Origin of the sequence: Prauserella sediminis, assembly GCF_014195435.1 — a bacterium.
Lineage (GTDB): Bacteria > Actinomycetota > Actinomycetes > Mycobacteriales > Pseudonocardiaceae > Prauserella > Prauserella salsuginis.
Genome location: NZ_JACIBS010000001.1, coordinates 2,483,206 through 2,506,832 on the forward strand (window position 1 = coordinate 2,483,206; position 23,627 = coordinate 2,506,832).

General features: G+C 69.8%; 19 protein-coding genes. 9 read left to right on the forward strand and 10 right to left on the reverse strand.

The window, feature by feature from the left end:
• Window positions 1–55: 55 nt before the first annotated feature.
• Window positions 56–790 carry a TetR/AcrR family transcriptional regulator gene (locus tag FB384_RS11365; protein ID WP_183782489.1) on the reverse strand — a complete coding sequence of 245 codons (735 nt, stop codon included), beginning with the start codon at window positions 788–790 and terminating at the stop codon, window positions 56–58.
• Between the two features lie 107 nt (window positions 791–897).
• Here FB384_RS11365 and FB384_RS11370 point away from each other — a divergent pair, with 107 nt between their 5' ends.
• The 3 genes from FB384_RS11370 (at window position 898) to FB384_RS11380 (ending at window position 5,069) form a co-directional block, all read left to right on the forward strand.
• Entirely contained in the window at window positions 898–2,334 is a 1,437-nt protein-coding gene (locus FB384_RS11370; protein WP_183782491.1) for an FAD-dependent oxidoreductase, read from the forward strand.
• Window positions 2,335–2,593: 259 nt separating this feature from the next.
• Complete coding sequence (locus FB384_RS11375) at window positions 2,594–4,225, forward strand: amidohydrolase (RefSeq protein ID WP_183782493.1); 1,632 nt, start codon at window positions 2,594–2,596, stop codon at window positions 4,223–4,225.
• 124 nt (window positions 4,226–4,349) lie between these two features.
• The gene (locus tag FB384_RS11380) at window positions 4,350–5,069 is read left to right on the forward strand and encodes an SIS domain-containing protein (RefSeq protein WP_183782495.1); all 720 of its coding nucleotides are present in this window, start codon (window positions 4,350–4,352) and stop codon (window positions 5,067–5,069) included.
• 116 nt (window positions 5,070–5,185) lie between these two features.
• Here FB384_RS11380 and FB384_RS11385 read toward each other — a convergent pair whose 3' ends face one another.
• From FB384_RS11385 to ligD (FB384_RS11400), 4 genes are all read right to left on the reverse strand, one after another.
• Complete coding sequence (locus tag FB384_RS11385; RefSeq protein WP_183782497.1) at window positions 5,186–5,509, reverse strand: STAS domain-containing protein; 324 nt, start codon at window positions 5,507–5,509, stop codon at window positions 5,186–5,188.
• Window positions 5,506–7,107 carry an ATP-binding SpoIIE family protein phosphatase gene (locus FB384_RS11390; protein ID WP_183782500.1) on the reverse strand — a complete coding sequence of 534 codons (1,602 nt, stop codon included), beginning with the start codon at window positions 7,105–7,107 and terminating at the stop codon, window positions 5,506–5,508. Before FB384_RS11390 ends, FB384_RS11385 begins: the two co-directional genes overlap by 4 nt.
• A 108-nt stretch (window positions 7,108–7,215) precedes the next feature.
• Window positions 7,216–8,157, reverse strand: coding sequence for a non-homologous end-joining DNA ligase (gene ligD, locus FB384_RS11395; protein WP_183782503.1), 942 nt, complete (start codon window positions 8,155–8,157; stop codon window positions 7,216–7,218).
• The gene (ligD, locus tag FB384_RS11400) at window positions 8,154–9,173 is read right to left on the reverse strand and encodes a non-homologous end-joining DNA ligase (RefSeq protein ID WP_183782506.1); all 1,020 of its coding nucleotides are present in this window, start codon (window positions 9,171–9,173) and stop codon (window positions 8,154–8,156) included. Before ligD (FB384_RS11400) ends, ligD (FB384_RS11395) begins: the two co-directional genes overlap by 4 nt.
• A gap of 223 nt (window positions 9,174–9,396) precedes the next feature.
• Here ligD (FB384_RS11400) and FB384_RS11405 point away from each other — a divergent pair, with 223 nt between their 5' ends.
• Complete coding sequence (locus tag FB384_RS11405; RefSeq protein WP_183782509.1) at window positions 9,397–10,179, forward strand: metal-dependent hydrolase; 783 nt, start codon at window positions 9,397–9,399, stop codon at window positions 10,177–10,179.
• Window positions 10,180–10,312: 133 nt separating this feature from the next.
• Here FB384_RS11405 and FB384_RS11410 read toward each other — a convergent pair whose 3' ends face one another.
• Together FB384_RS11410 and FB384_RS11415 are read right to left on the reverse strand one after the other, a co-directional pair.
• Window positions 10,313–11,527, reverse strand: coding sequence for an MFS transporter (locus tag FB384_RS11410; protein WP_183785360.1), 1,215 nt, complete (start codon window positions 11,525–11,527; stop codon window positions 10,313–10,315).
• A gap of 360 nt (window positions 11,528–11,887) precedes the next feature.
• Complete coding sequence (locus FB384_RS11415) at window positions 11,888–13,408, reverse strand: IucA/IucC family protein (RefSeq protein ID WP_183782512.1); 1,521 nt, start codon at window positions 13,406–13,408, stop codon at window positions 11,888–11,890.
• Window positions 13,409–13,661: 253 nt separating this feature from the next.
• On the opposite strand from FB384_RS11415, the gene FB384_RS11420 reads away from it, so the two are divergent.
• A complete protein-coding gene (locus tag FB384_RS11420) occupies window positions 13,662–14,780 on the forward strand; it encodes a DNA polymerase III subunit beta family protein (protein ID WP_183782515.1) in 1,119 nt (372 codons plus the stop codon).
• A gap of 177 nt (window positions 14,781–14,957) precedes the next feature.
• On the opposite strand, the gene FB384_RS11425 is transcribed toward FB384_RS11420, so the two are convergent.
• Complete coding sequence (locus FB384_RS11425) at window positions 14,958–15,419, reverse strand: MarR family winged helix-turn-helix transcriptional regulator (RefSeq protein WP_183782518.1); 462 nt, start codon at window positions 15,417–15,419, stop codon at window positions 14,958–14,960.
• 186 nt (window positions 15,420–15,605) lie between these two features.
• Here FB384_RS11425 and FB384_RS11430 point away from each other — a divergent pair, with 186 nt between their 5' ends.
• From FB384_RS11430 to FB384_RS11445, 4 genes are all read left to right on the forward strand, one after another.
• On the forward strand, window positions 15,606–16,571 hold the full coding sequence (locus tag FB384_RS11430) for a ring-cleaving dioxygenase (protein WP_183782521.1): 966 nt from the start codon (window positions 15,606–15,608) through the stop codon (window positions 16,569–16,571).
• Window positions 16,568–17,179, forward strand: a complete 612-nt coding sequence (locus FB384_RS11435) for an alpha/beta hydrolase (protein ID WP_183782524.1) — start codon at window positions 16,568–16,570, stop codon at window positions 17,177–17,179. The genes FB384_RS11430 and FB384_RS11435 overlap by 4 nt, the downstream gene beginning before the upstream one ends.
• Window positions 17,180–17,992: 813 nt before the next feature.
• Window positions 17,993–18,748: a DUF4393 domain-containing protein gene (locus tag FB384_RS11440; protein WP_258937107.1), complete on the forward strand. Its 756-nt coding sequence runs from the start codon at window positions 17,993–17,995 to the stop codon at window positions 18,746–18,748.
• 210 nt (window positions 18,749–18,958) lie between these two features.
• A complete protein-coding gene (locus FB384_RS11445) occupies window positions 18,959–20,215 on the forward strand; it encodes a DUF445 domain-containing protein (RefSeq protein WP_183782527.1) in 1,257 nt (418 codons plus the stop codon).
• A gap of 206 nt (window positions 20,216–20,421) precedes the next feature.
• On the opposite strand, the gene FB384_RS11450 is transcribed toward FB384_RS11445, so the two are convergent.
• The gene (locus tag FB384_RS11450; protein WP_183782530.1) at window positions 20,422–21,849 is read right to left on the reverse strand and encodes a DUF222 domain-containing protein; all 1,428 of its coding nucleotides are present in this window, start codon (window positions 21,847–21,849) and stop codon (window positions 20,422–20,424) included.
• A gap of 416 nt (window positions 21,850–22,265) precedes the next feature.
• Window positions 22,266–23,624, reverse strand: a complete 1,359-nt coding sequence (ggh, locus tag FB384_RS11455) for a glucosylglycerate hydrolase (protein ID WP_323985198.1) — start codon at window positions 23,622–23,624, stop codon at window positions 22,266–22,268.
• Between the last annotated feature and the right edge of the window lie 3 nt (window positions 23,625–23,627).

The following is a 23,627-nucleotide window of genomic DNA, read 5'->3' on the forward strand; positions in this document are numbered from 1 at the left end:
GGGCGTTGCAGGCCGGTGCCGTCGATCGGCCCGCCGGGGACGTCTCGGCGTGTGGTCACGTCCGCTTACGGTCCGTGCGCGGTCGCGGGCCGCGCCGGACGTCGGCGGTGGGTGGTCCGGGCCTCGTCGTGGTCGTCGCGTCGCCGAACCGCTCGCGCGCCGACTGCGCCGAGCGCGCGACCGCGGCCTGGTCGTCGCCGAGTCCCATCAGCAGGTTCGTCGCATGTGGGGCGAGGACCGTGGTGACGCCGCCTCCTTCCGTGCCGAAGAAGCCGGACATCTCCAACAGCACGAAACCGTGGATCATGCTCCAGAACTGGGCCGCGATCGCGACGGAGTCGTCACCGTCGATCCGCCCGGCGTCGAGTGCGCGCTGCACGGCCTTGCGGAGCTCGCCGAATGTCTCCGAGGCTTCCGGGATCCCGCTGGGCGTTCCCTCCTCGGTCAGATCGTGCGGCGCCGCGATTCCGCTGCCGGGTGCGGTCACCCCGAACATCAGGCGGTACCGCTGCGGGCTGGCGGAGGCGAAGTCGCGGTAGGCCAGGCCGAGGGTGAGCAGGTCGGAGACCGCGTCGTCGGTGCGCTCGACCGCGGCGAGGGCCTGTGCGAACTGTACGAAGGCCTGTCGTACGAGCGCCTCGTACAGCCCTGCCATTCCGCCGAAGTGCGTATAGACGGTCATCGTCGACGCGCCGATCTCGGCGGCGAGTTTGCGCGCGTTCAGTGACTCCGGCCCCTCCGATTCGAGTAGCCGGAGCCCGGCTTCGACGAGGCGCTCCTTCGTGCTCATGGTGGCCAACCCTGCCGTAACTATGTTATGGATAGCAACATAACAATGTTTTTCCTGCCTCGGGCGACACCCCGGAACAGGGATTCGATCGGTCAAGGAGGCCAGTAATGCAGACACACGGGGCACACGCCGTCGTCATGGGCGCCGGAATGGGCGGGCTGCTCGCCGCACGCGTGCTCGCCGGGCACTACGAGTCGGTGACCGTGCTCGATCGCGACGCACTCCCATCCGCCCCGCGCCCGCGACGGGGAGTCCCGCAGGGGCCGCACGGGCACACGTTGCTGCCCCGGGGCGGCGCGGCCCTCGAGGCGTTCTTCCCCGGGCTGCTCGCCGACCTCGAAGGCCGCGGCGTGCCGGTGATCCGCGACGACGCCGACGAGATCCACTTCGAACCCCTGGGGCATCACCTCGTGGGGACGGCGCCCGGGCCGGAAGCCGCGATCCACGTGCCCAGTCGTCCGATGCTGGAACACCGGGTTCGTGAGCACCTGGCGGCGTTGTCCACCGTGCGGATCCTCGAACAGTGCACTGTGGACGGACTCAGGGCTGAAATCGGACGCGTGGCGGGGGTGCGCGCCACGGCGCCCGACGGACCGTTCGAGCTCGACGCCGACCTCGTCGTCGACGCGCTGGGTCGCGGGTCCCGCACCCCGGTGTGGCTGGACGAGCTCGGCTTCCCGCGCCCGGCAGAGGACTCCGTCAAGGTCAGAGGCGCCTACTCCAGCGTGCAGCTGCGCATCGACTCCGGCGCGCTGACCGAGAAAATGGTGTTGATCAGCGCCACGGCCGACCGCCCGACCGGCACCGCGATGTTCCGCCACGAGGGCGAGATGTGGGACGTCTCGGTGTTCGGCGTCGGCGGCCACGCGCCTCCGTCGGCCACGACGGACATGGTCGACTTCGCCGCCGAGTTCGCACCCGTGCACGTGGTCGACGCGCTGCGCTCCGCCGAACCGTTGACCGAACCGAACTCGCGCACGTTCCCGACCAGCCGTTGGCGCCGCTACGACCGGATGCGCACGTTCCCCGACGGGCTGCTCGTGCTCGGCGACGGTGTGTGCAGCCTCAACCCGACGTACGGCCAGGGCATGACGGTCGCAGCGATGCAGGCCGAGGCGCTGGCCGCGACGCTGCTGGACGGGCCGCACGACCTGCCGCGCCGGTACTTCCGCGCCGCCGCGAAACCGATCGGCGACACGTGGCACCTGGCCGCCGTCGCCGACCGGGCCATCCTCGGCGGGGCCACCGGCCCCCTGCCGTGGCCGATTCGCGCGCTTGCGCCGTTCGGGGACACGTTCTTCGCGGCGATCGCAGCCGACCCCGTGCTGCTGGACCGGTTCCTCCAGGTGTTCACACTGTTCGCGCCGCCGACCCGGCTGCTGACGCCGAGTACCGGGCTGCGCGTGGCCCGCGCGTCGCTGCGTCGCCGTCGGCACGGCCGGACGGTCGCGCCGTCGTCGGCGGAGGCGAACGAGGCTCCCGTGCCCCGCCGTCCGACCGCGGCCCCCGCAGCGACCGAGGCGGGAGCCGGCCCGCCGGCGTGAGTTGCGGTCCGGCTGAGTGGGCGCAGTCGCGCGTCAGCGCGGCGTTGGGGGGTTGGCGGTTGGGCGACGGGCGGGCGCAGTCGCGCGTCAGCGCGGCGTTGGGGGGTGGTGGTCGGGTAACGGGGCGGGCGCAGGACACGCGGTGCCGAGTGCAGGACACGCGGTGCCGGGTGCAGGACACGCGGTGCTGGGTGCAGGACACGCGAGAGGGTGGCGGGATTCGGGGCGTGCCGGGTCGGGATGCGCCTACCCTGTCGCCATGCTGGATCTGCTGCTGCGCGACGTGCGCGCCCTCACGCTGAACCCCGCCCACCCGAGTGCTCACACGATCGGAGTGCTGGGAGGGCGCATCGTCGGGGTGGACGACGAGGTCGCGGAGCTGCCCGCCCGCCACGTCGTCGACGGCGACGGTGCGATCGTCACCCCGGGCTTCTCCGACGCCCACAACCACATGGTCTGGTACGGCCTCTCGCTCGCGGAGACGGATCTGTCGACCGTGGCGACGCCGGAGCAGCTCTACGACATCGTCGCGGCGGAGGCGGCGAAGTTGCCGGCCGACGGCTGGGTCATCGGTTCGGGATACGACGATTTCGCGCTGGGCGGGCATCCGGACCGCGCGGCGCTCGACCGTGCGGGCGGTGGGAGGCCGGTGTGGCTCAAGCACCGCTCGGCGCACATGGCCACGGTGAGCACGAAGATCCTTGAGCTCACCGGCGTGCTGGACGGTTCGGCCGTGGTCCCCGCGGGCGGCGCGGTCGAACGGGGCGCCGACGGGGAGCCCACCGGGTTGCTCGCGGAGCAGGCCCAGCAGCTGGTCGACCGGCTGGTGAAGCCGTACCCGGTCGGCGAGTTGGCCGACGCGATCACGCGGGCCTCCGCCGTGTACGCGGCCGAGGGCCTCACCCACGTCACCGAGGCGGGTATCGGCGGCGGCTGGATCGGCCACAGCCCCGCCGAGGCGGCCGCCTATCAGATCGCGCGCGCCCGCGGGGACCTCAACCAGCGCGTCGAACTGATGCCCGCGCGCGAGGTGCTGCACGAGGTCGACGAGGCTTTCGGCCTCGATCTGGGCCTGCGCACCGGATTCGGCGACGAGTTCCTCCGCATCGGCCCCATGAAGATCTTCACCGACGGTGCACTGTCGAGCCGGACCGCCGCCGTGACGGCGCCGTTCTGCGGGCACGGCGGCGCCGACGACCACGGCTTGCTGGGCGACGACCCCGAGGTGCTGCGCAAGGCCATCCTCGCTGCGCACCACGGCGGTTGGCGGGTCGCCGCCCACGCGATCGGCGACCGCGCCATCGACCTCACCCTCGACATCTTCGAGCAGGCGCAGCGGGAACTGCCGCGTCCCGGTGTGCGGCACCGGATCGAGCACGCCGCCATGACGCGGCCCGAGCACCTCGCACGGATGGCCGCCCTCGACGTCGTTCCGGTGCCGCAGGCGCGGTTCCTCTACGAGATCGGCGACACGATCGCCGACGCCGTCGGCCAGGAGCGCATGCCGTGGGTGTACCGCAGCAAGTCGTTCGTGGACGCGGGGCTCCCTGTCGTGGGCAGCTCGGACCGGCCGTGCGTGTCGGCGGGAGCGCCGTTGCTGGGCATGCAGTCGCTCGTCGAACGCAAGACCAAGAGCGGCGCCGTCGCCTCGCCCGACGAACGCGTCGACGCCGAACAGGCGCTGCGGGCCTTCACCACCGGTGCCGCCTATGCCGCTGGGCAGGAGAACGTGCGCGGGCGCATCGACCGCGGCACGTATGCCGACCTCGTGCTGCTCGACGACGACCCCACGGCCGTGCCGGACTCGAAGATCGGTGAGATCGGCGTGCAGGCCACGCTCGTCGCCGGCGAGGCCGTGCACGGGGCCGACCGGTTCTCGTTCCCCGGCTGATCGGCCGCCAAACCTCGGCACACGGAGTGAGACGAAGCCGACACGGTACGTGGGTGCCGCCCGCTGTGCCCGGCGCGTGGTGCGAACCTGGCGCCTGCGAGAGCGAACCTGGGAGGTGCACGCGATGAGGGATACCGTGCGGGAGCTGCTCGACGCGGTCGACGAGGACTCGGCCGCGATCGAACGGGCTGCGTCGATGCTGCTCGACTGCGTGGACGACGGTGGCGTCATCCACACGGCGGGTGCCGGCCACTCGGTGGCGATGGTGTGTGAGACGTTCTACCGCGCCGGCGGGCTCGCCGCGGTGCGGCCGCTGTGGGACCCGGAGGTCGTACCGCTCGGCGGCGCACTGCGCAGCACGGCCGCGGAACGGGAGATCGGCCGTGGCAGGGCGCTGATCAAGGAGGCGCAGCCGACGCCGCCGGACGTGGTCGTCGTGTTCTCCACGAGCGGGCGGAACCCGTATCCGGTGGAGATCGCGCAGGAGTCGGTGGCGCGCGACGTTCCGGTGATCGCCGTCACGTCGATCGCCGCGTCGGCCGGGTCGACGGACCGGTCCGGGACGCGGGTCGCGGACCATGCCGACCTCGTGCTCGACACGGGCGTGCCGGCGGGTGACGCCGTCCATCCGGCGGGTTCGCCGCGTACGTCGGCGGTGTCGACCGTCCTCGGCGCGTACACCTGGTCGGCCGTGCTGGCGGAGCTGCACCGGCAGGCGGAGCAGCGCGGCAGTGTTCTTCCACTGTGGACGAGCGCCAACGTCGCCGGTGGCGACGAGCGCAACGCGGAACTGTTCGCCCGTTACTCGGAGCGGATTCCCGAGCTGACGGCCGACCTGGGCTGATCGCGGCCGACCCGGGCCCACCGCCACGGCCGGGCGGTGGGCCCGGGTCGCGGTGCGCCGCCCGGTTGCGGTCCGCCCGCGATGCTGCAGGCAGGACGCCGGTGAGACCTGCGCCGTCAGGGACGCAGTGTCGCCACCGCGTCGAACCCGGCGAGCTCGACGATCCGCCGCACGGGCGTCCTGGGCGGTGCGACGATGTCCAGTTCGGTCTGCATGCGCTGCAGCCGGTCGGCGAGTGTGAACAGGATACGCAGGCCAGAACTGTCCAGATAGGACACTCCGGTCAGGTCGAGCGACACTCGTATGAGATTGTTCGCGATCGCGCCGTACAGCTCGCTTCGTACCTGTTCGGCGTTGGAGAGGTCGATCTCGCCCGTGACGGTGATCTCGACCGACTGCGATTCGGTGTCGCGGCGGAGCTCGACATGAGCCACCGTCATGACCGGCTCCCCAGACTTCTGCGCAGATGTACCGTCGTGCCTTCGTCATCGTGGTCGATGCGCAGCTCATCGCTCAGTTGCTGCATCAGCTGCGTCCCCCTGCCTCTGTTCGTTCCTCGTGCGGCCCGCCAGTTGCCCTGATCCCGCACCGTTCCTTCGATGTGCCCGTCGGAAGCCGTCAGCTGCACCTGGAACCGGCCGCCGCCGGGCCCGTAGGCGTGTTCGATGACGTTCGCGCCCGCCTCGCCGATGATGACCAGCAGGTCGTCGAGGTCTTCTTCGGTGGCGCCGACGGTGAGCAGCCACCGGCGCAACGCAGCGCGGACCTCCGCGAGCGACTCGGGGACGGCCTCCAGTGTCAGTGTCAGTTCGGGCTGAATCGCGTCGGGAGGGCGGCGGATCGCCAGCAACGCGATGTCGTCGTCGGTCGGGTCGGTACCGACGAGGCGCAACATCACGTCGGAGCACAGCGACTCGGCGGGGCCGGACCGGACGACGCCGCGCAACAACGCCAGTCCTTCGTCGAGCGGCCGGTGCCTGCGTTCGATGAGGCCGTCGGTGTAGAACAGCACCGTCGTGCCCGCGGCGACATCGATGGCGGTCGTCCGGCGCGGCCGGGGCACGGTACCCGCGCCGACGGGCGGGTCGACGGGAACGTCCGGCAGTTCGGCCGGTTCGGAGTCGGGCGCGATCACCGGAGTCAGGTGGCCTGCGAGCGAGAGATGGATGCGGTCGAGCGAGGGCTCCCACATCGCGTAGGCCACGGTCGCCATCATGTTCGGTTCGAAGTGTCGGATGTGGCGGTCGAGTTTGGTCAGGACCTCGGCCGGGTCGGCCGAATCGAGCGCGTACGAACGGATGGCGGTGCGCAGCCGCGCCATGACGGTGGAGGCATCGAGGCCGCGGCCGACCACGTCGCCCATGGTGGCGCACAGCCAGCCGGACGGCAGTTTGAACACGTCGTACCAGTCGCCGCTGACACCGCCAGCCTCGCCCGGCGCGTATCGCGCCGCCATGTCGAGACCGGAGATCTCGGGAAGTGCGCCCGGAAGCAGGGTGCGCTGCAGTGACAGCGCGGCGGCCTGCCCGGATCCGGTCAACCGGTTGCGGGTCGCCATCGCGACGCGATCGCCTGCCACTCGGAGGAACTCGACGTCGGTGTCGTCGAACGCGCGCGTCGATAGTGCACCGACGTGCAATACGCCGAGCAGCTCGCCGTCCGCTATGAGAGGAACGCCCGCCAATGACCGAATTCCGCGGTGCCACAGGATGGGACTGACGACCGTGGTCTCGTCGACGTGGTCGAGCACGAGCGGTTCGCGGGTGGCCGCGATCCTGCCCGCGAACCCCTCGCCGACGCGCACGCGCGCGCCCTGGCGGACGGCCTCCTTCATGCCCGCCGAGGCTCTGGCGACGAGATGGTGTGCGCTCGAATCGAGGAGTAGCACGGTGGCGGTGTCGGCTGCGAGTAGTTCCCTGATCCGTTCGAGGATTTCCTCGAGCAGCCGTTCGACCTCCAGGTGGGCGAGCGCGGCATCGGTGACCACCTCGATCCGGTGGAGGCGATCAGTGGCGCTGCCCGCACGGGACTTCGGCATGTGTTTCAGGCTAACCCTCCGGCGGGGCCACAGCATTCGTTCGCCGCGACTCCACCTCGGTGCCTACGGTTTCGGCTTCACGCGTTTTCACGCAGCGTCGACCTCGCGCTACCCATGGTTGCCCGTGTCTGCTCGCAGTAGGGGTCGCTCCCCGCCGAGGAGGGGTTCGAACAGGTCACCGTGTGACGCTACGCGGTCCTTGGCGTCCGCAGCGGTGAATGTCAAGTCAACCTGGTTGCTGCAATGTGCAACTTCATTCCATGCAAGCGGAATTGAGACGGTCGGGTGAGGGCGCGCGCGCAGCGAGTACGGTGCGACCGTCGTCTTCTGCGGATTGTTCTGACTCCAGTCGATGAGCACCTTGCCTTCACGGAGCTTCTTCGTCATGCGGGACACGACGAGGTCCGGGTGGTCGTTCTCGAGGCGTTGCGCGAGCCGTCTGGCGTACTCCCGCGGGTGGCCCGAATCGTTGGTGCGGATGGGCGAGTAGAGCTGCATCCCCTTGGATCCGCTGGTTTTGGGGTACGCCTCGAAACCGTCGTCGGCCAGCGCCTCCCGTAGGAGCTCCGCGACCCGGCAGCACTCGACGATCGTGGCCGGCTGCCCGGGATCGAGGTCGAACACCAGGAGGTCGGGTTCGCGCACGCCGCCCCGCGGTCCGACCGTCCACTGTGGCACGTGTAGTTCGAGGCTCGCGAGGTTCGCCGTCCACACCAGCGTCGGCAAATCCTGTACCAGTGCGAAATCCGCGTACTCCGCACCACGGGAGCTGCCCGGCGTGTCGATGCGCACCGTTCGGACCCAGTCCGGTGCGTGCCGGGCGACGTTCTTCTCGAAGAACGACGTGGCCTCGACGCCGTCCGGGAAGCGCTTCAGTGTCAGCGGCCGGTCGCGCACGTGCGGCAGCAGCACGGGTGCCATCGCGGCGTAGAAGTCGATGACCTCGCCCTTGGTGAACCCCGCTTCCGGATACAACACCTTGTCCAGATTGGACAATCGAAGCGAGCGGCCTTCGATGTCGACGACCGGGTTGTTCGGGTCCGTGCTCACTGCGACAACTCCTCCGGGGTGCGATCGGGGCGGAGCCCGCGCCAGGACGGCGCGCGCAGCCTGCCGTCGTCGGTCCACGCCTTGAACTCGACCTCGCCGACGAGCACCGGGCGCACCCAGTGTGCGCCGCGGGCGCGCTCGCGCGGAACCTCGTCGGCGGCGAACGGGCGGTCGGCCGTTTCGAGCTCCCGAAGCCGGGCGGACAGCTCCTCGAGCACGTCGTCGGTGAATCCCGTTCCCACCTGTCCGATGTAGCGCAGCGGGTGGGCGGGATCGTCCGGGCCGGAATCGGCGTCGCCGGGGTCTTCGCGCGGCAGGCCCAGCAGCAGCGAGCCGAACGTGTCGGCCCGCCGGCCCTCGCCGGTGCGCCAGCCACCGATGACGGCCTCGAGCGTGGTGTTCTCGGTGACCTTCACCCAGTCCTCGCTGCGCCGGCCCGGCCGGTACGGCGAACACGACCGTTTGGCGACCACGCCTTCGAGCCCCTGCCGCGCCGCGGTGTCGGCGACGGCCGCACCATCGTCGAAACACGGGGACACCGTCCAGTGCGATCCGGCGAGACCGAGTGATTCGAGCAGCTCGCGACGTTCGGCGTACGGCGAGGCGAGCAACCCGCGGCCGTCGTGGTGCAGCACGTCGAACACGACATAGGTCACCGGCGTCCGCACCGCCAGCTGCGCCACACGGTCCCGTCCGGCGTGCATGCGCTTCTGCAGCGCCGCGAAACTGGGCACACCACCGGACAGCGCCACGATCTCGCCGTCGAGCCACACCGGCGTGGTCAACTGCGAGGCCAGTCCGGCCAGCTCCGGATAGGTGTCGGTGATGTCGCCGCCCCGTCGGGAGAACACGGCGAACTCGTCACCGTCGGCGCGGACGAGTGCGCGCACGCCGTCCCACTTGAATTCGTACGACCAGCCCTCGCCCTCGGGCAGCGTGCCCGGCGTGGCCAGCATCGGCAGCAGGACAGGGGGAAGCGGTTCGTGCCCCACGGGATCGTCGTCGTCCGCCGTCATGAGATGAGGTCTACCCGATCCGGCCGACGTCCACCCGCCGAGCCGGCGGCGCGCCCTCGCTGCGCCGCGACCCGGCGAGCCCGGCCAGTATCACCGAGTGGTTCACGCCTGCCTACCTCGTGGGCCGATTCCCGACTTTCGTAGGGGCTCGCTCACCTGCCGGCAGGCGTGCGAAAGACTGCGTGATGATCTTGCTCCCGACTCACCGGAGGACCGCTCCCCGATGATGGGCCGCACGCACGCGCTCACCGGCTGGTGCGCCGGGCTCGCCGTCGCACCGCTGGCCGGCGTCACCTCGCTCGCCCAGACACTGGTGTTCGCCGCCACGACCGCGGGCTACGCCCTGCTCCCGGACCTCGACCATCCGGGCGCCCGCGCGTCGAAACTGCTCGGCCCACTGACCCGGCTCGTCTCGCGGATGTTGCGCGCGGCGTCGTCGGCGGTGTACTCGGTGACCAAGGGCCCGCGCGACGAGGACCACAGCGGTATGCACCGGCATCTTTCCCACACCGTGTTGTTCGCGGCGGTGCTCGGATTCGCGGTGGCCATGGGAACGGAGGCGGGCGGCGCATGGGTCGTGGCCGGCGTGGTCGTGTTCGGCCTGCTGCTCGCCGAGGACGCGCTCGGTGACTGGCTGCTGCCCGTGGCGGGCGGGGCGGCGATCTGGTGGGCGTGGGAGGTGAACCCGCACGCACTCGCCGAACTCGAGGCCATGGGCGGACTCCTCGGGCTGGCCGTCGCGGTCGGCTGTGTCACGCACTGTCTCGGCGACGCGCTCACCGAATCCGGCTGCCCGTTCCTGTTTCCCCTGCCCATCGCGGGTGAGACCTGGTACGAGCTGCGGCCGCCCTCGCTGCTGAGGTTCCGCACCGGCAAGGGCGTCGAGAACAAGCTGATCTTCCCGCTGTTCTCGGTACTCGCGGTGCTGTTGCTGCCCGGCGTGCTGCCGTGGCTGATCGACCTCGTGTCCCCGTTGCTGTCCGGCACCCCCGCGGCAAACGGCTGACGGTCCCGCCCGGACGGCAGCCCGTGCCCGCCGTGTTGCGTTCTCCGGGGCCCGTGTCGCGGATTCCGGGGGCCGTGTTGCGGATCCCAGGCGTGTCGTGCGAGGTCGGCACCGGCGTCGCCGGGCCGGCGGGTCACGCGCGGTCGGCGTGCCCTTCGGCTTCGAGGTCCTCGTGATCGTGTTCGGCCTGCCGGAAGGCGGCGGGCGTCATGGTGCGCCACACGATCACGGCACCGACGGCGTGGATGATCGCGGCGATCCACCACACCCCGCGAAGATTCCAGTGCGCCGCAACGAATCCGCCCGTCAGCGCGCCCAGCGGGGTGAGGCCCCAGGCGAGCGCCTTGTGACTCGTCAGGACCCGCCCGAGCAGGCGGTTGGGCGTGAAGCGTTGCCGCGTCGACTGCGAGCAGACGTTCCACACCAGCACCGACGACGACTGCGCCACGAGCACCGCGCCGACGAACAGCGGCCACGGCGGTGCGACGGCGATCAGCACCGGCGTCACCGCGGCTCCGGTCTGCGCGCCGCGCATCGCCCACGCGTAGCCGAACCGGTCGACGAGCCGGCGCACGAACAGGGACGTGACGACCCAGCCGACCGCGAAACACGCCAGCAGCGCGCCGTAGCCGACCTGGCCGATGCCCAGCTCCTCCGTGGCGTACAGGACGAGCATGGTGGTCGCAGCGCTGGAGGCGAACGAGCCGAGGGCGACCGTGATCGTGACCGACCGCAGCAGCGGGGCGGCGACCAGGTACCGCAGCCCTTCGACGATGTCGCGCAACGGATTGCCCCGTGTGTTCGGCTCCTGACCGCCATCGGCCGTGGCTCCCCGCCCGATCGGAGCGGGTTCGGCCGACGCGCGGAGTCGGGCGCTCAACAGCAACGCCAGCAGCGCCATGACGCACGCCGCCCAGGCCGGGGCACCGAGCCCGATCGCCAGGATCGCGCCTGCCGACGGCGGCACGATGAACTGCACCAGACCACGGTCGATCACCTGGATGCGGGCGTTCGCCGCGGGCAGGTCGTCCCGCGCCATGATCGTCGGCAGCAGTGCCCCGCTCGCGCCGTCGCTCAGGACCTGCGCCGAGGTGACCGCGAACGCCACGCACATCAGCAGTGGCAGCGTGAGCGCGTCCGCCGTGGCGGCGACCGCCAGCACGGCGGCGGCCCCGACCTGGATCGCGTAGGCGCACATCAGCACGCTCGTCCTGCGCACCCGGTCGACCAGCAGGCCCGCGAACAGGGCGAGCAGCAGCCACGGCGACTGTCCGACGACGTTCACCAGCGACACCGCCCGCGGGTCGGTCGTGATGGTCACGGCCAACAGCGGCATCGCCGCCAGCATCAGCCCTTCGCCGGCCGATCCGGCGACGACGATGCCCTGCAACTTCGCCCACGAGCCCGTCCCCAGCCACTTGCGTAGACCGCGGGGAGTGTCGACGGGACCGGAGGGCGGAGGCGTCGAGGCGGCGGTGTTCACCACGACAGTCTTGCGCGGAAGATCTGTTCCGGGTGCGGGTGGCTGAGGAAATCGTGGTGTGAGATCTGCCCAATGAGACGGGAACGTGTCGACAAGACGACTCAGCTCGGTGGCGAACGCGGCCAGTCGAACCGCGTTGGTGCAGTACCCGTGCACGTACCGCCGCGGGGCTTGTCGAGGCCCGGGCCGTGAGCGTCGCGTTCTCGTCCGAGTCGGCTGCCGGCCTCAGTCCGCCACCTTCCACAGTGGATTCGGGATTCGAACGTAGTGGGGCCGCTCGCCGCGCTGGGTGAACCGGCTCAGCAGGTTGGCCTTGGCGGGCAGCTCGGGTGACTCCAAAAGGCGGTCGGCGACCGGAAACCGCCGTAGTTCCGCCGCGGCGACGTTCCACAGCGATGCTTCCCCGGCAGCGGTGTGCCTGCCGATTCCGTGGATGACATGGGCCAGTTGGTTGGTCACGGCGTGGTAGCACAGCCGGCGCCACGCCTCCTCGTCGTCGTAGACCGCCGGGCTGTCCGCCGGCAGCTCGCCTGCCTGGTCGCGGCTCACGGCAACGCCTTCCATGTCGCGTACCAGGAACCGGTCCGGCGCGCCGTCGGTGTCCAACCGCAGCAGCGAGTTCTGGACGTGCGCCTCGAAGGCGATGCCGTGGTCGGCGAACGCCGTCAGTAGCGGAACCTGCGCGAGCCGGACGTAGCGGCGCAGCCATTCCGCGACGTCGCCGGACCGTTCGGCGTGTCCCGCGAGCACCGCAGGGTCGTCGAGCAGTCCTGCCAGTACCCGGGCTCGCCGGTCCGGCACGGTACGGCGGACGGCGTTGACCTCGGCGGCGAGGTCGTGTCCTACGACCGCTGGGTCGAGCGTGCGCAGTCCCGTCTCGACGGCGATCCCGAAGCCCTCGTATTCGGGCAGGCGTTCGACCGCGCGGGCGGCGTCGGCGGAGCGGCGCAGCTGCTCGGCCGGGGTGTTACGGACGAAGTTCGTGATGCGCACGTGCAGCGGCAGTTTCCAGGCCACACCCGCGGCCGGATCGCACACGGTGCGCACGGACGACGTCGGGTACACCTCGCCACCGCACGCGCCGAGGTCGATCAGCACGCCGTCGTCGACGAGCCGGCGCACCGCGGGGTTGCGCCGCAGGTGCCGCGCCTGCCACGGATGTACGGGGATCGGCACGTATCCGTCCGGTACGGCCGCTGCGACGTCGTCGGGCACGGCGACCTCACCCTCGGTCAGCGTGAGACTTCGTGCCACGGCGAAGTAGGGAAGTCCGAACGAGACGCCGAGCTCGGGCGCGTAGGCGTCGAGGTCGGCGTTGCTGAATCCCTCGGCGCTTTTCGGTGTCGGATGAAACGGATGTCCGAACAGGACACTCTGCTCGGAATCGCGTGCCGGATCGGCCCGGCTTCCTTCGCGCCCCCGCCGCGGTTGCGCCAGGTACCGCGCGGTGCGGTCGATACTGCCGTCGATCTGGGCACGGAGCACGCGGGAACCCGCGAATCCGGTGCGGCGGGCGAGTTCGCCGAGCACGGTGTCGATGACGTGCGGCGATGTGTCGGCGTAGTCGTGGTGCCCGGTGGGGGAGGCGTGGGTGACCGTCAGCCGGAGCACATCGCCGCTGGCCGGTAGCGGCACGGTCAGCGGTCCTTCGGCGACCTCGTGGAATCCGTTCTCCCGCAGGTACGCGTTGAGCAGCCGCCGGATCGTGGCCTGCTGCGCACGCGGGTAGGGGCGCGAGGTGGTCATGGCACGGCGTCGGCTGCGGTTCCGGTCAGGGCAGTGCCGGGAGGGGCGGTGCGGGGAGGGGGAGCAGCGATGGTCACGGATTACCTCGATGGGTCGGAGCCGAGGTAAGGCTAGTGGGTTGCCTTGATCGCCGAACCGCCGTGGGGTGACTGTCCGACCACGATTCGTGACCACAACGAATCCGCCACCCGGTGAATTCCCGGCCGAGCCAGGAGTTGACCTTCGAGTTGCCTGAACGCCCAGTATCGTCGCCATGACCGACACAGAGCTGATCTCGATCGGAACGTTCGCCCGCCGCAGCGGCCTCACCGCGAGCGCGCTGCGGTTCTACGACGACTCCGGGGTGCTGCGTCCCGCCGACGTCGACGCGGCCTCCGGCTACCGCTACTACCACCACGACCAGCTCGAACGGGCCGTCGCGGTGCGCAGGCTGCGGGAGCTCGACATGCCGCTCGTGACCGTCGACCAGGTGCTGACCGCCGACCCGACCCGCGCGGCCCGACTGATCGACGAGCACGTGGCGACGCTGTCGGCTCGCGCGGACGCGGCCCGGCGACTGGCCGTCGAGGTGAAGACCGCGCTGGCGGGGGAGGACGCGGTGCCGCTCGCGACGGTGAAGGGGCCGGTGCTGGCCGCGGCTGTCGACCAGGTGCTCGTCGCGACCGGCGAGGCGGAGGACTACCCGGCGATCTCGGGCGTGCGGCTCGAGGTGAGCGGCGATTCGCTCACGCTGACGGCCACGGACCGGTACCGGCTGGCTGTGCGCACGCTCGTACCGGAGGAGTCGTCCGGCACGGAATGGTCGGCGACGGTGAGCGGCCACGATCTGCGTGCGGTGCTCGGTGAGATCCGCCGCCGGCACGTCGTGCGGCTGGAAGCGGTGCCGGACGGCGTGCGGTTCCACGCCGTCGCGAGCACCGGGTGGCGTGACGCGGGAGGTGGCCACGGCGGTCCGGGGCAGGTCTCCGGCGACGTGCACTGCCGACTGCTCGACGGCGCGTTCCCGGACCACCACGCGCTCGTGGCGGGGCTGGCCGAGCCGGTGACGCGGGTCGTTGCCGCCAAGGATGCGTTGCTGCGCGCGATCGAAAGCCGTGCCGAACCGACGATCCGCCTGCAGGTTCGTGCCGGCGAGTGCGTCCTCGCCGGGTCCGGTGAGGCGTCCCGGCACGTTGTGGAGGCGGCCGTCGAGGGCGCCGACGCGGAGATGTGGTTCGGCGCCGTGGTGCTGCATCCCGCTGTGGCGACGGCCGTGGGCCCCGACGTCATGCTCGACATCCGCGGCCCTTCGGAGCCCGTCACGGTGCGTTCAGCCGACAACGGAGACCTCGCCACCCACGCGATGCCACACGAGCCGCCGGTCGAGGCCTGACCTGGCCTGCCGGGGCGTGTCCCCGCTTCCGCTGCCGGGTCGTACCTCTGCTGCCGGGGTCCCTGTCCGACGGCGGGAGGTCCGGCCCCGGCGCAGTGGCACTCCGGGGCCGTGGTCACTCCGGGATCGTCACTCCGGGGCCGTGGTCACTCCGGGATCGTCACTCCGGGGTGGTGGTCACTCCGCTTTCGTGCCGTTGACGCTGCGGAGGGTGCGCATGGCCTCGGCGAGGGCCTCCGACGAGTGGTGGCCCAGCGGTGTGAGTACGCGTTCGCGCAGGATGTCGGCACACGCCTTGCGTGCGTTGGATGCCACGTCGAGGCCGTGATCGGTCAGCCGGGCGTAGGTGACGCGCCGGTCCTCCGCGCTGGGTACCCGTTCGATGAGGCCGGCGGCGACGAGGCGATCGGCGACCTTGGTGAACCCGCCGCTCGACAGTGCGGCCTCTTTGGCCAGCCGGGTCATCGGCAGTCGGTTATCGGGTGAGCGGACGAGCCGCACCAGGATGTCGAACGAGGCGGGCGGAAGGTCGAAGCGTTCCGCGATCTCGCCCATCAAGCGTTCCTGGGTGGCGAGGTAGCCCTCGATCACGAGGCCCCACCACGTCACGATCTCGTCGTCAGCCGGCTCTGTCGTCACGGTGATCCACCCTACATGTCGCTTCCCGGCGAAAATTCTCGCCGCGATAACTCTCGCTTGACTGACTCTAGCAATGACGATTCTCGCGACAAAGAGTCTCGCGATACGAACTCTCGCGTGAAGATGTCTTGCGCGCGAGATGTTTTGACGTTAGCGTCGACGGCATCGAGTTCGGAGGAGATCGCTATGGGCTTTGAGACCAGCGGCCTGCACCACGTCACCGCCATCGGTGGCGACCCGCAGCGCAACGTCGACTTCTACCTGCGCACGCTGGGGCTGCGCCTGGTGAAGACGACCGTCAACTTCGATGATCCGGAGACCTACCACCTGTACTACGGCGACGAGGCCGGCCGGCCCGGCACGCTGCTGACGTTCTTCCCATGGCGCGGCGTGCCGAACGGGCGCATCGGCACCGGCCAGGCCACGACGACGGCCTTCTCCGTTCCGGAGCACTCGCTCGGCTGGTGGAAACAGCACCTCGAGGCGTCCGGTGTCGGGTCGGGCACGATCGTCACGCGAGGCGACGAGGACGCACTCACCTTCCGTGACCCGGACGGGTTGCAACTCGCGCTCGTCGCCCACCCGCAGCCGGACCCGCGTGCCCCGTGGGACACGCCGTTCGTGCCCGCCGAGCATGCGATCCGCGGGCTGCACTCGGTAACCATGTCCGTGACCGCCGAGGACGCGACCGCAGCGATGCTCACGGATGCGCTCGGCCTGTCGCTCACGGGCGAGAGCGCCGGCCGGTTCCGCTTCCAGGCGGGCGACGGAGGTGCCGGCGCGTACGTCGACGTCGAGGTCACGCCGGACGCGCCGAAGGGTGTGGTCGCGGGCGGCACAGTGCATCACGTCGCGTGGCGCGCTGCCGACGACGCCGCGCAGTTGGCACTGCGCGAGGAGCTCGTGGGTTCGGGTGTCGGTGTGACGTCGGTCCTCGACCGGCAGTACTTCCGCTCCATCTACTTCCGCGAGCCGGGTGGTGTGCTGCTCGAGGTGGCGACCGACCAGCCCGGTTTCGACATCGACGAGCCGCTCCTCGAACTGGGACGGGCGCTGAAGCTGCCGCCGTGGCTCGAGCCGACACGGGACCAGATCGCCGCTGCGTTGCCACAGCTGGAACTGCCGGCCGAGAACAACCCGGTGCGGGCATGACGGGCCCGGCGCTCGACCACCGGTACGTCGAGGGCGCACAGGCCGAGCCGGTGCTGCTTCTCCTGCACGGTACCGGCGGCACCCCGGACGACATCCTCGCACTCGGCAAGGAACTCAGCCCTTCGTCGACGATGATCGCGCCGGCGGGCCCGGTCTCGGAGAACGGGGCGGCGCGGTGGTTCCGCAGGCTCGCCGAGGGCGTGTTCGACGTCGAGGACGTCATTGTTCGTGCGGGCGAGCTGGCCGAGTTCATCGAGGTCGCCCGCGACCGTTACGACCTCGCCGGACGCCGGCTGGTGGCCGCGGGCTTCTCCAACGGCGCGAACATCGCCGCGGCGGTGGCGCTGCTGCGGCCGGACGTGCTCGATGAGGTGGTGCTGTTCTCCGCCATGTCACCGCTGCCCGAGCCGCCCGCGGCCGATCTCCACGGCGGACGCGTGTTCCTCGCGAACGGCAGGCAGGACCCGATGGCGCCGCTCGACTCGAGCGAGCGGCTGGTGCGCACCTTCCGCGACCGTGGTGCCGAGGTGACCGAGTACTGGCATCCCGGAGGTCATCAGATCACCGCGGACGGTCTCGAATCCGCCAGGCAGTGGCTCGCCACCTGAACCGCACGAGCTGCGGGTAGGCCCGCCGAGCGGTGTACGGCGGCGTGATGGCATGCCGGCGTTGTCGACGCGGTCGAGGTGACGGCGTTGTCGACGCGGCCGATGTTGCGGCGTTGTCGATGACGTTGCGGCGTTGTCGATGTGGCGACCTTGCCGACGTGGCGGCCGGTACGTACCGGCCGCCACCGACGACCGTTGACGCGCCGACCACTGACGCGTCACTCCGCGACACGCCAACCGTCGCGACGCGATTATGTCGTGGAGTGGGATTGCGCCTGTGTGCGTCGGCGGTTGCCCGATCACGCCTTCGACGCCTGGGTGACGCGGGCTGCCGGGTGTGGCTGCGTCCGTTCGGCGGTGCTTCCACTGGTCCGGACAGTCCATTTCGTCACCCTCTGTGAAATTCGCAAGTTGCAGACTGATCCTGTCGGCGGCACCAGATTATTCCGATTCGTTCTACAGTGCGTGTCTTCCGGAACCGACATCGGTGGGAGGTGCACGCGATGAAGGTCGGCGACATGGTGGACTGTCCGCGTTGCCACGGCTCTGGGCTGACCCCGAACCGCAAGGGGCCGTGCCCGAACTGCGGCGGTCTCGGGCAGGTGCCGCAACGGTAGGCGCCGACGAGACGTCCCTGGTGGCACCGGCCGAGTCGAGAAATCTCGGGTGGCGCCGGGCATGAGGCGACCGTCGTGGAGAAACCGGTCGTGACCAGACGGCGTACGGATTCGTGTCGCCGTTGTCACCCCGTGTCGTGGCGGCAACGGGCGGTGATCATCGGCTCCGTTGTTCCCGCCCAGTAGCATCGGGTGTGTGGAAGCGGACGAGTTGATGCAGCGCGCGGGCAAGTTGGCCGGATGGGCGGCGCGGACGAGTTACTCGCTGGGCAAACGCTTGCCCGGGGCGGACGGTGCGGAACGTTCGCTGCGCAATCTCGAACAGAAAGCGCTGACCGAACTCCACAAGCGGATGGAGGGCGCCAGCAACCGCAGGCTGCTCGAACTGACCGAGCTGCCTGCGACTCCCCCGGGTGAGGACGCCGCGGCCGGTCACAGCGAGAACGGATCCGGCTCGAAGAGCTCGTCGACGGCCGTCGCTATGCCGTTGCCGACCGATCCACTCCGGGCGGGGATGGCGGCACTGCTGAACCGGTCGACGCATCTGAGCCGCGAAGCCGCGCGCGATTACCTGTACGCGTCGATCCTCCGGCAGCTCACGCCGGACGAGGCCCGTCTCCTGTCGGTGCTGTCCGACGGTGCCGACTATCCGGTGGTCCAGATCGCCGAGCGCAAAACGGGCAGGGTCGTGCTGCGCAACGCGTCGACGATCGGCAAGACGGCCGGGGTGTCGGCGACGGCGCACGTGCCGGTGTACGTCTCACGACTGGTCGCGTTCGGACTTGCCGAGATCGACGACGAGCAGAACGACCTGGCGACCCAGTACGAGATCCTGATGACCGACGAGACAGTGCGAAAGGCCGAGGACCTGGTCAAGCGCCCGAAGATCACCCGCGGTGCGCTACGGATCACGCCGCTCGGGGTCAACTTCTGGCTCGCCTGCGCACCCTGACGACCTTCACCTCCGCGCAATGATCACCTTCGTTTGCGCGCCATGACCACCCTCGCCTGCTCGCCGCGTCGACCGCTGCCCGTTCGCCACACCGGGTCGGGTGTGCTGCTCTGGCGGTGAGTCGCCTGGTCGTGTGATCATGCGCGCCTGCGACGGCAACGGGGTCGGTGCAGCTGCCACAGCTGTGGTTTTGAGGCGCGGCGGTGATCGATGGGCGAGTACCTGCACGGGATAGTCGACGACTTCGTGCGGTATTGGCCTGTCTACACGTCGATTCCGCTGGTCGCGGCGCTGATCGGCTGGGTGACCAAGCTGGTCGCGATCCGCATGATGTTCGAACCGATCGACTTCGTCGGGATCCGGCGCCGGGGCAGGCCGTTCCTCGGGTGGCAGGGCATCGTCCCCCGGCGGGCCGCGCGGATGGCCGGCATCGCGGTCGACACCATGACCGAACAGCTGATCTCGCCACGCGACATCGTCCAGCGCTTGGACCCGGAGCGCATCGGCAAGGAGATCGAGGCGCCGCTCCGGGAAGCGATCGAGGAGATCGTCACCGACGTGGCCGAGCGGTATCAGCCCGGCCTGTGGGAGCGATTGCCCGAACGGGGCAGGCGGATGGTGATCCGCCGGGTGCAGGACCAGGCGCCGCACATGGTCGCGAAGGTCATCGATCAGATCAAGGCCGATGTGGACTCCGTGTTCGACCTGAAGGACATGGTCGTCACGCACCTGGTCCAGGACAAGGCGCTGCTGAACCGCATCTTCCAGGAGGCGGGGCACGAGGAATTCCGGTTCATCGGCCGGTCGGGACTGCTGTTCGGCGCGCTGATCGGTGTGGTGCAGATGGTCGTGTGGCTGCTGCTGCGCGTGCCACTGATCATGCCGGTCTTCGGTCTGTTCATCGGGTGGTTCACCGATTGGCTGGCGTTGAAGATGATCTTCCGGCCGCTGCGGCCGCGAAAGTACTTCGGCGTGACGTGGCAGGGCCTGTTCCTCAAACGCCGCGACGAGGTCACGGACGCCTATGCCGATCTGATCGCAACCGAGATCATCACGCCGCGCAACGTCATCGACGCCGTGTTGCGCGGGCCGATGTCCGACCGGGTGCTGACGATGATCGAACGCCAGGTGGACGCCGAACTGGAGCGGCACACCGGCGTAGCGAAACCGCTCGTGCTCTTGGCCATGGGCGGTGGTCGGTACGGCGCGCTCAAGGACAGGATCGCCGAGTCCGTGATGACCCGGCTGCCCGACACGTTGCGCTATGTCGAGACCTACGCCGCAGACGCGATGGACATCCGCGGCACGCTCGTGACCAAGATGCGCGAGCTCGATGACGCCGAGTTCGAAGGACTCCTGCGCCCGGCGTTCCAACAGGACGAGTGGATCCTGATCCTCACCGGCGCACTACTCGGCGGCCTGTGCGGTGAACTCCAGGTCCAGATCGTGCTCCTCCTGACGGGGTGACGGCAGGCCGTGCTCATCCGGAAGTGAGGGGCGGTGCGGTCGCCAGGCTGCCGACGGGTACGCCTTGGTGCGGGACCCCGCCTGGCCGGCAATCATGGTGCCGTGCCGGCACCGGTGTTGCTGGTATCGATTCGATGTCTGGGCGAGACCGCTCGTCCGCGACTCGCTGTACGTGGGTCTCGACTCGGCTCTGCCGTGCGCATGGTTCATACGTCTCCTACGGCGGTAGCCCGATCTCCGGGGTTTGCTTCGTCGACTGTCGGGCCGCGATCGTCGCGCTTGCCGGAGTGCGGATCTTCAGCTCCTCGTTGGCGGGGTACCTGTTGCTCGGACATGTCCGCGGACTGCTGCGGCGAACGGCGTGACCGCACTGGTGGTTGTCCTGTCGGTTGTTGCGGTGCCGATTGTCGTTCCGGCCGGCTCCATTGCGTGGCCCGGCAGGTCTGGTCGCGTCGCTTCCGGTGGTGGCGCCGGGTGGGGGCGTGGATGGGTTCCCTGACGTCGGTGTGAGTGGCGCCGTTCGGCGTCGTGACGACGGTCGTACCGGTGTCCGGGTCGTGGTGGATCGTCCATCCGGGGTCGTCCTTGCGTGCATGGTGGCGGTCGCACTTGGAGCTGCCGTTGGCGGTCGAGGTGTGGCCACCGTCGGTCCAGGCTGTGCCGTGGTCGAACTCGCAATGCCGGGCCGGGCGATGACACCAGGGCACACAGCATTCCCGGTCCCGCGCCGCCACCAGGTCCCGCACTGCCGCCGTGGGGCGGCGCCTGGTTCGGCCGAGGTCAACGGGCCGGCCGGTGCCCGGGTCGCAGAGCACGGCTCGCCAGGTGCTGTTCGGATTGGTCATGATCTCGCGGGCGATCGCGCCGGGAACGGGTCCGTATCCGTCGAGTTCGCAGCCGTCCTCTGTCATGCCGAGCGCGGTGTCGATGGGGAGATGGATGAACACCGATGCCGCAATCGCGGGGGTACTCACTTCAGGGGAACGGCCGAGGAGCAGGTCTGTGGCCACATCCGCCCGCAGTTGGTCCATCGTGCGTCCGTCACGATCCTTGCGGCGCACCTTGTCCGCCAGCGCATCGACACGGCTCCTGATTCCCGCGGCGACTTCGGCAGGTATGCGGAGCGTGAATTGCGACATTGCATGATCGTCGTTTCGAATGTCGAACGATCGTTCGCAACGAGCTTGTCGTGCTCGTGCGACCTGGCCGCCGGGGTCGACCACTTCCATCAGCCGTCGAACTCGTCGGGTCAGGTTGTCCGGCAGTAGCGATGCTCCCGGTTGACTCGCCAATCGTTGGGCCAACAACTCGTCGAGCCGTCGGGTCTTGTTCTCGTCGAGTGGCGCGGCTACGTCCAGCAGTCTGCGTGCACCGTATGCCTCCACCCGGCCGGCCCGCATAAGCCCCAGAACTGTAGGCATGCGCCGTACGAGCACTGCACTTCGGCCGACCCTGCGGGTGGCTTCGGCGGTCGACACCCCGAGCTCCGGGGCGACCTCGTCGGCAAGTGCGCGGTGGTCGTTTCCATCCAGTTCGGACAGTCGAGCCAGTGCTATCGCCTCGGTGGCGTCGGCACGTGCGCGGTCCGCACGCGCTTCGCGAACGGCGTCGATGAGTTCCTCGCGTTCCCCCATGTCCAGTAAAGCTATCGAATCCATGTACGAATGACCACCAGCTGATCGGGTGATGCGAAAAAGTGGCAGTGATGAGATCGTGGAAGGTGATTCGAATGATCACACCCGGCGACTTCAGGTGCCGGGTTCGGCCATGGGAAAGCCTGTTCTACGAGGAGGGGGTTGTCGTCGATGGATCGAAGATCGCGAAGATCGGCAGTTGCCTTGGGGAGTGATCGCTCCGGCGCTCGCGGTGGCACCGGCTGCGGTGACTTGCGGGTATGCGCCGGCGTGCCGGTCGGAATGTGTGTAGCGCGCCCGGATTCGGGTGCGGCCCACCGAGGCGCGTCGGTCCACGAGGGGCGACCCGGGCGGCGCCCTCCTCAGTGCAGGGTCCGGGAAGAAGTCTGCGCTGGGTCCTTCGGTGCTCCGAGGGTCTACACGCTGCACAGCCAGTCGAGGACGACGGCGGCTGTCCACGACTGGTTCGGGCTGCCCAGGGGTTCTCCCGTGAACGGTTCGTAGTATTCGCCGAACGATCCGTCGGAAGCGAGGTGCACCCCTTGTGCGCGAAACTCGCTGGCGTGCCGTTGCCAGCCGCGCTGTTCGAATGCCCAGCCGAACAGCCAGATGACCACCGGCCACTGTGGACCACGCCAGTACAGTCGCGGATCGAAGTCGCCGGAATGCGGTGACACCGACGGTGGCACGGCGGCGAGCAGGCCCGGGTGGCCGGACCATCCGGGGCCATCCAGCGTGTCGAAGAGTCGTTGTTCGGTTTCGGTGGGAAGCCCTCCGCACAGCAGTGGGGAGAAGGCCGCGAGCGACTCCGTATCGAGCCACGTGCCGGTGTGGACGTCGTAATCGCGGGCCATGCCGGTCTCGGGGTGGCAGCTCCTGCGGGCCGCATCGCGGGCGCGGCCCGCCCAGCTGCGCAACTCGGCGATCTCCGACGCCGGTGCGTCGAGTTCGGCGCCGATGTCGGCCAGGGTCTCGCTGGCCAGTGCGAACACGGCCGTGACGAACACGTCACCGACGAGGAACGCCGACGTCTCGACCACCTTGTCCGGGTAGTAGCCGGCCCGTCGAAGCTGCTCGATGAGCCACAGGTAGCGGTCGTACTCGTCGTCGCTGGGCCGTTGCCGGGGGTCGTCCACCTTCAGGGTGTCGAGTCGCACGTACGGCGGCAGATCGGCATCAGGCTGCACGGCGAGGTACGGCGCGTCCCACCGCGGCGAGTTGTCCATTCCGGACTCCCAGCCGTGCACGATCGTCACCAGGCCGCAGGCCTCGGACATACGGTGCCGGGCGATCCACCCGTGCCAGCGTCGGAGAGCAGGCCACGCTTCCCGTGCGAAATCCTCGGCGATCCCGGCGTCGGCCTCGGACGTCCGACGGGCGGTGTCGATGATGCGGCGCAGCGCGATCGCGTGTACCGGTGGCTGGCAGATGCCCGAGGTTCGCGCGTTGTGTGGACGTTGCGGTGCGTCGTCGGTGCCCCAGCGGTCCGGTCCGGGGAAGTAGTCGTCGTCGCCGGTGAACACGATGTGCGGGATCATCCCGTCGTGCCACTGGGCCGAGAACAGAGTCCGCAGTTCCTGCACGGCGCGGCTCACGTCGAGATGGGCGAGGCCCATCGAGATGAACGCCGCGTCCCAACTCCACATGTGCGGATACAGCCGCGGTGACGCCGTGACGAGCGTCCCGGTGTCGTTGTCCCGTAGCACCATGGCGGCGCGCGCGGCGAGGTTCGCCGGCCGGTGAACGGTGCGGTTGCCGGCGGCGGTGGTGGTCACCGG

Excerpts from the sequence above, each read along its gene's own strand:
- FB384_RS11410 (WP_183785360.1), bottom strand. The coding sequence starts at position 11,527 with ATGCTGGCGGCGATGCCGCTGTTGGCCGTGACCATCACGACCGACCCG.
- FB384_RS11370 (WP_183782491.1), top strand. The coding sequence starts at position 898 with ATGCAGACACACGGGGCACACGCCGTCGTCATGGGCGCCGGAATGGGC.
- FB384_RS11375 (WP_183782493.1), top strand. The coding sequence starts at position 2,594 with ATGCTGGATCTGCTGCTGCGCGACGTGCGCGCCCTCACGCTGAACCCC.
- FB384_RS11365 (WP_183782489.1), bottom strand. The coding sequence starts at position 790 with ATGAGCACGAAGGAGCGCCTCGTCGAAGCCGGGCTCCGGCTACTCGAA.
- FB384_RS11435 (WP_183782524.1), top strand. The coding sequence starts at position 16,568 with ATGACGGGCCCGGCGCTCGACCACCGGTACGTCGAGGGCGCACAGGCC.
- FB384_RS11385 (WP_183782497.1), bottom strand. The coding sequence starts at position 5,509 with ATGACGGTGGCTCATGTCGAGCTCCGCCGCGACACCGAATCGCAGTCG.
- FB384_RS11445 (WP_183782527.1), top strand. The coding sequence starts at position 18,959 with ATGGGCGAGTACCTGCACGGGATAGTCGACGACTTCGTGCGGTATTGG.
- FB384_RS11430 (WP_183782521.1), top strand. The coding sequence starts at position 15,606 with ATGGGCTTTGAGACCAGCGGCCTGCACCACGTCACCGCCATCGGTGGC.
- FB384_RS11405 (WP_183782509.1), top strand. The coding sequence starts at position 9,397 with ATGATGGGCCGCACGCACGCGCTCACCGGCTGGTGCGCCGGGCTCGCC.
- FB384_RS11450 (WP_183782530.1), bottom strand. The coding sequence starts at position 21,849 with ATGGGGGAACGCGAGGAACTCATCGACGCCGTTCGCGAAGCGCGTGCG.
- FB384_RS11380 (WP_183782495.1), top strand. The coding sequence starts at position 4,350 with ATGAGGGATACCGTGCGGGAGCTGCTCGACGCGGTCGACGAGGACTCG.
- FB384_RS11390 (WP_183782500.1), bottom strand. The coding sequence starts at position 7,107 with ATGCCGAAGTCCCGTGCGGGCAGCGCCACTGATCGCCTCCACCGGATC.
- ligD (WP_183782506.1), bottom strand. The coding sequence starts at position 9,173 with ATGACGGCGGACGACGACGATCCCGTGGGGCACGAACCGCTTCCCCCT.
- FB384_RS11415 (WP_183782512.1), bottom strand. The coding sequence starts at position 13,408 with ATGACCACCTCGCGCCCCTACCCGCGTGCGCAGCAGGCCACGATCCGG.
- FB384_RS11420 (WP_183782515.1), top strand. The coding sequence starts at position 13,662 with ATGACCGACACAGAGCTGATCTCGATCGGAACGTTCGCCCGCCGCAGC.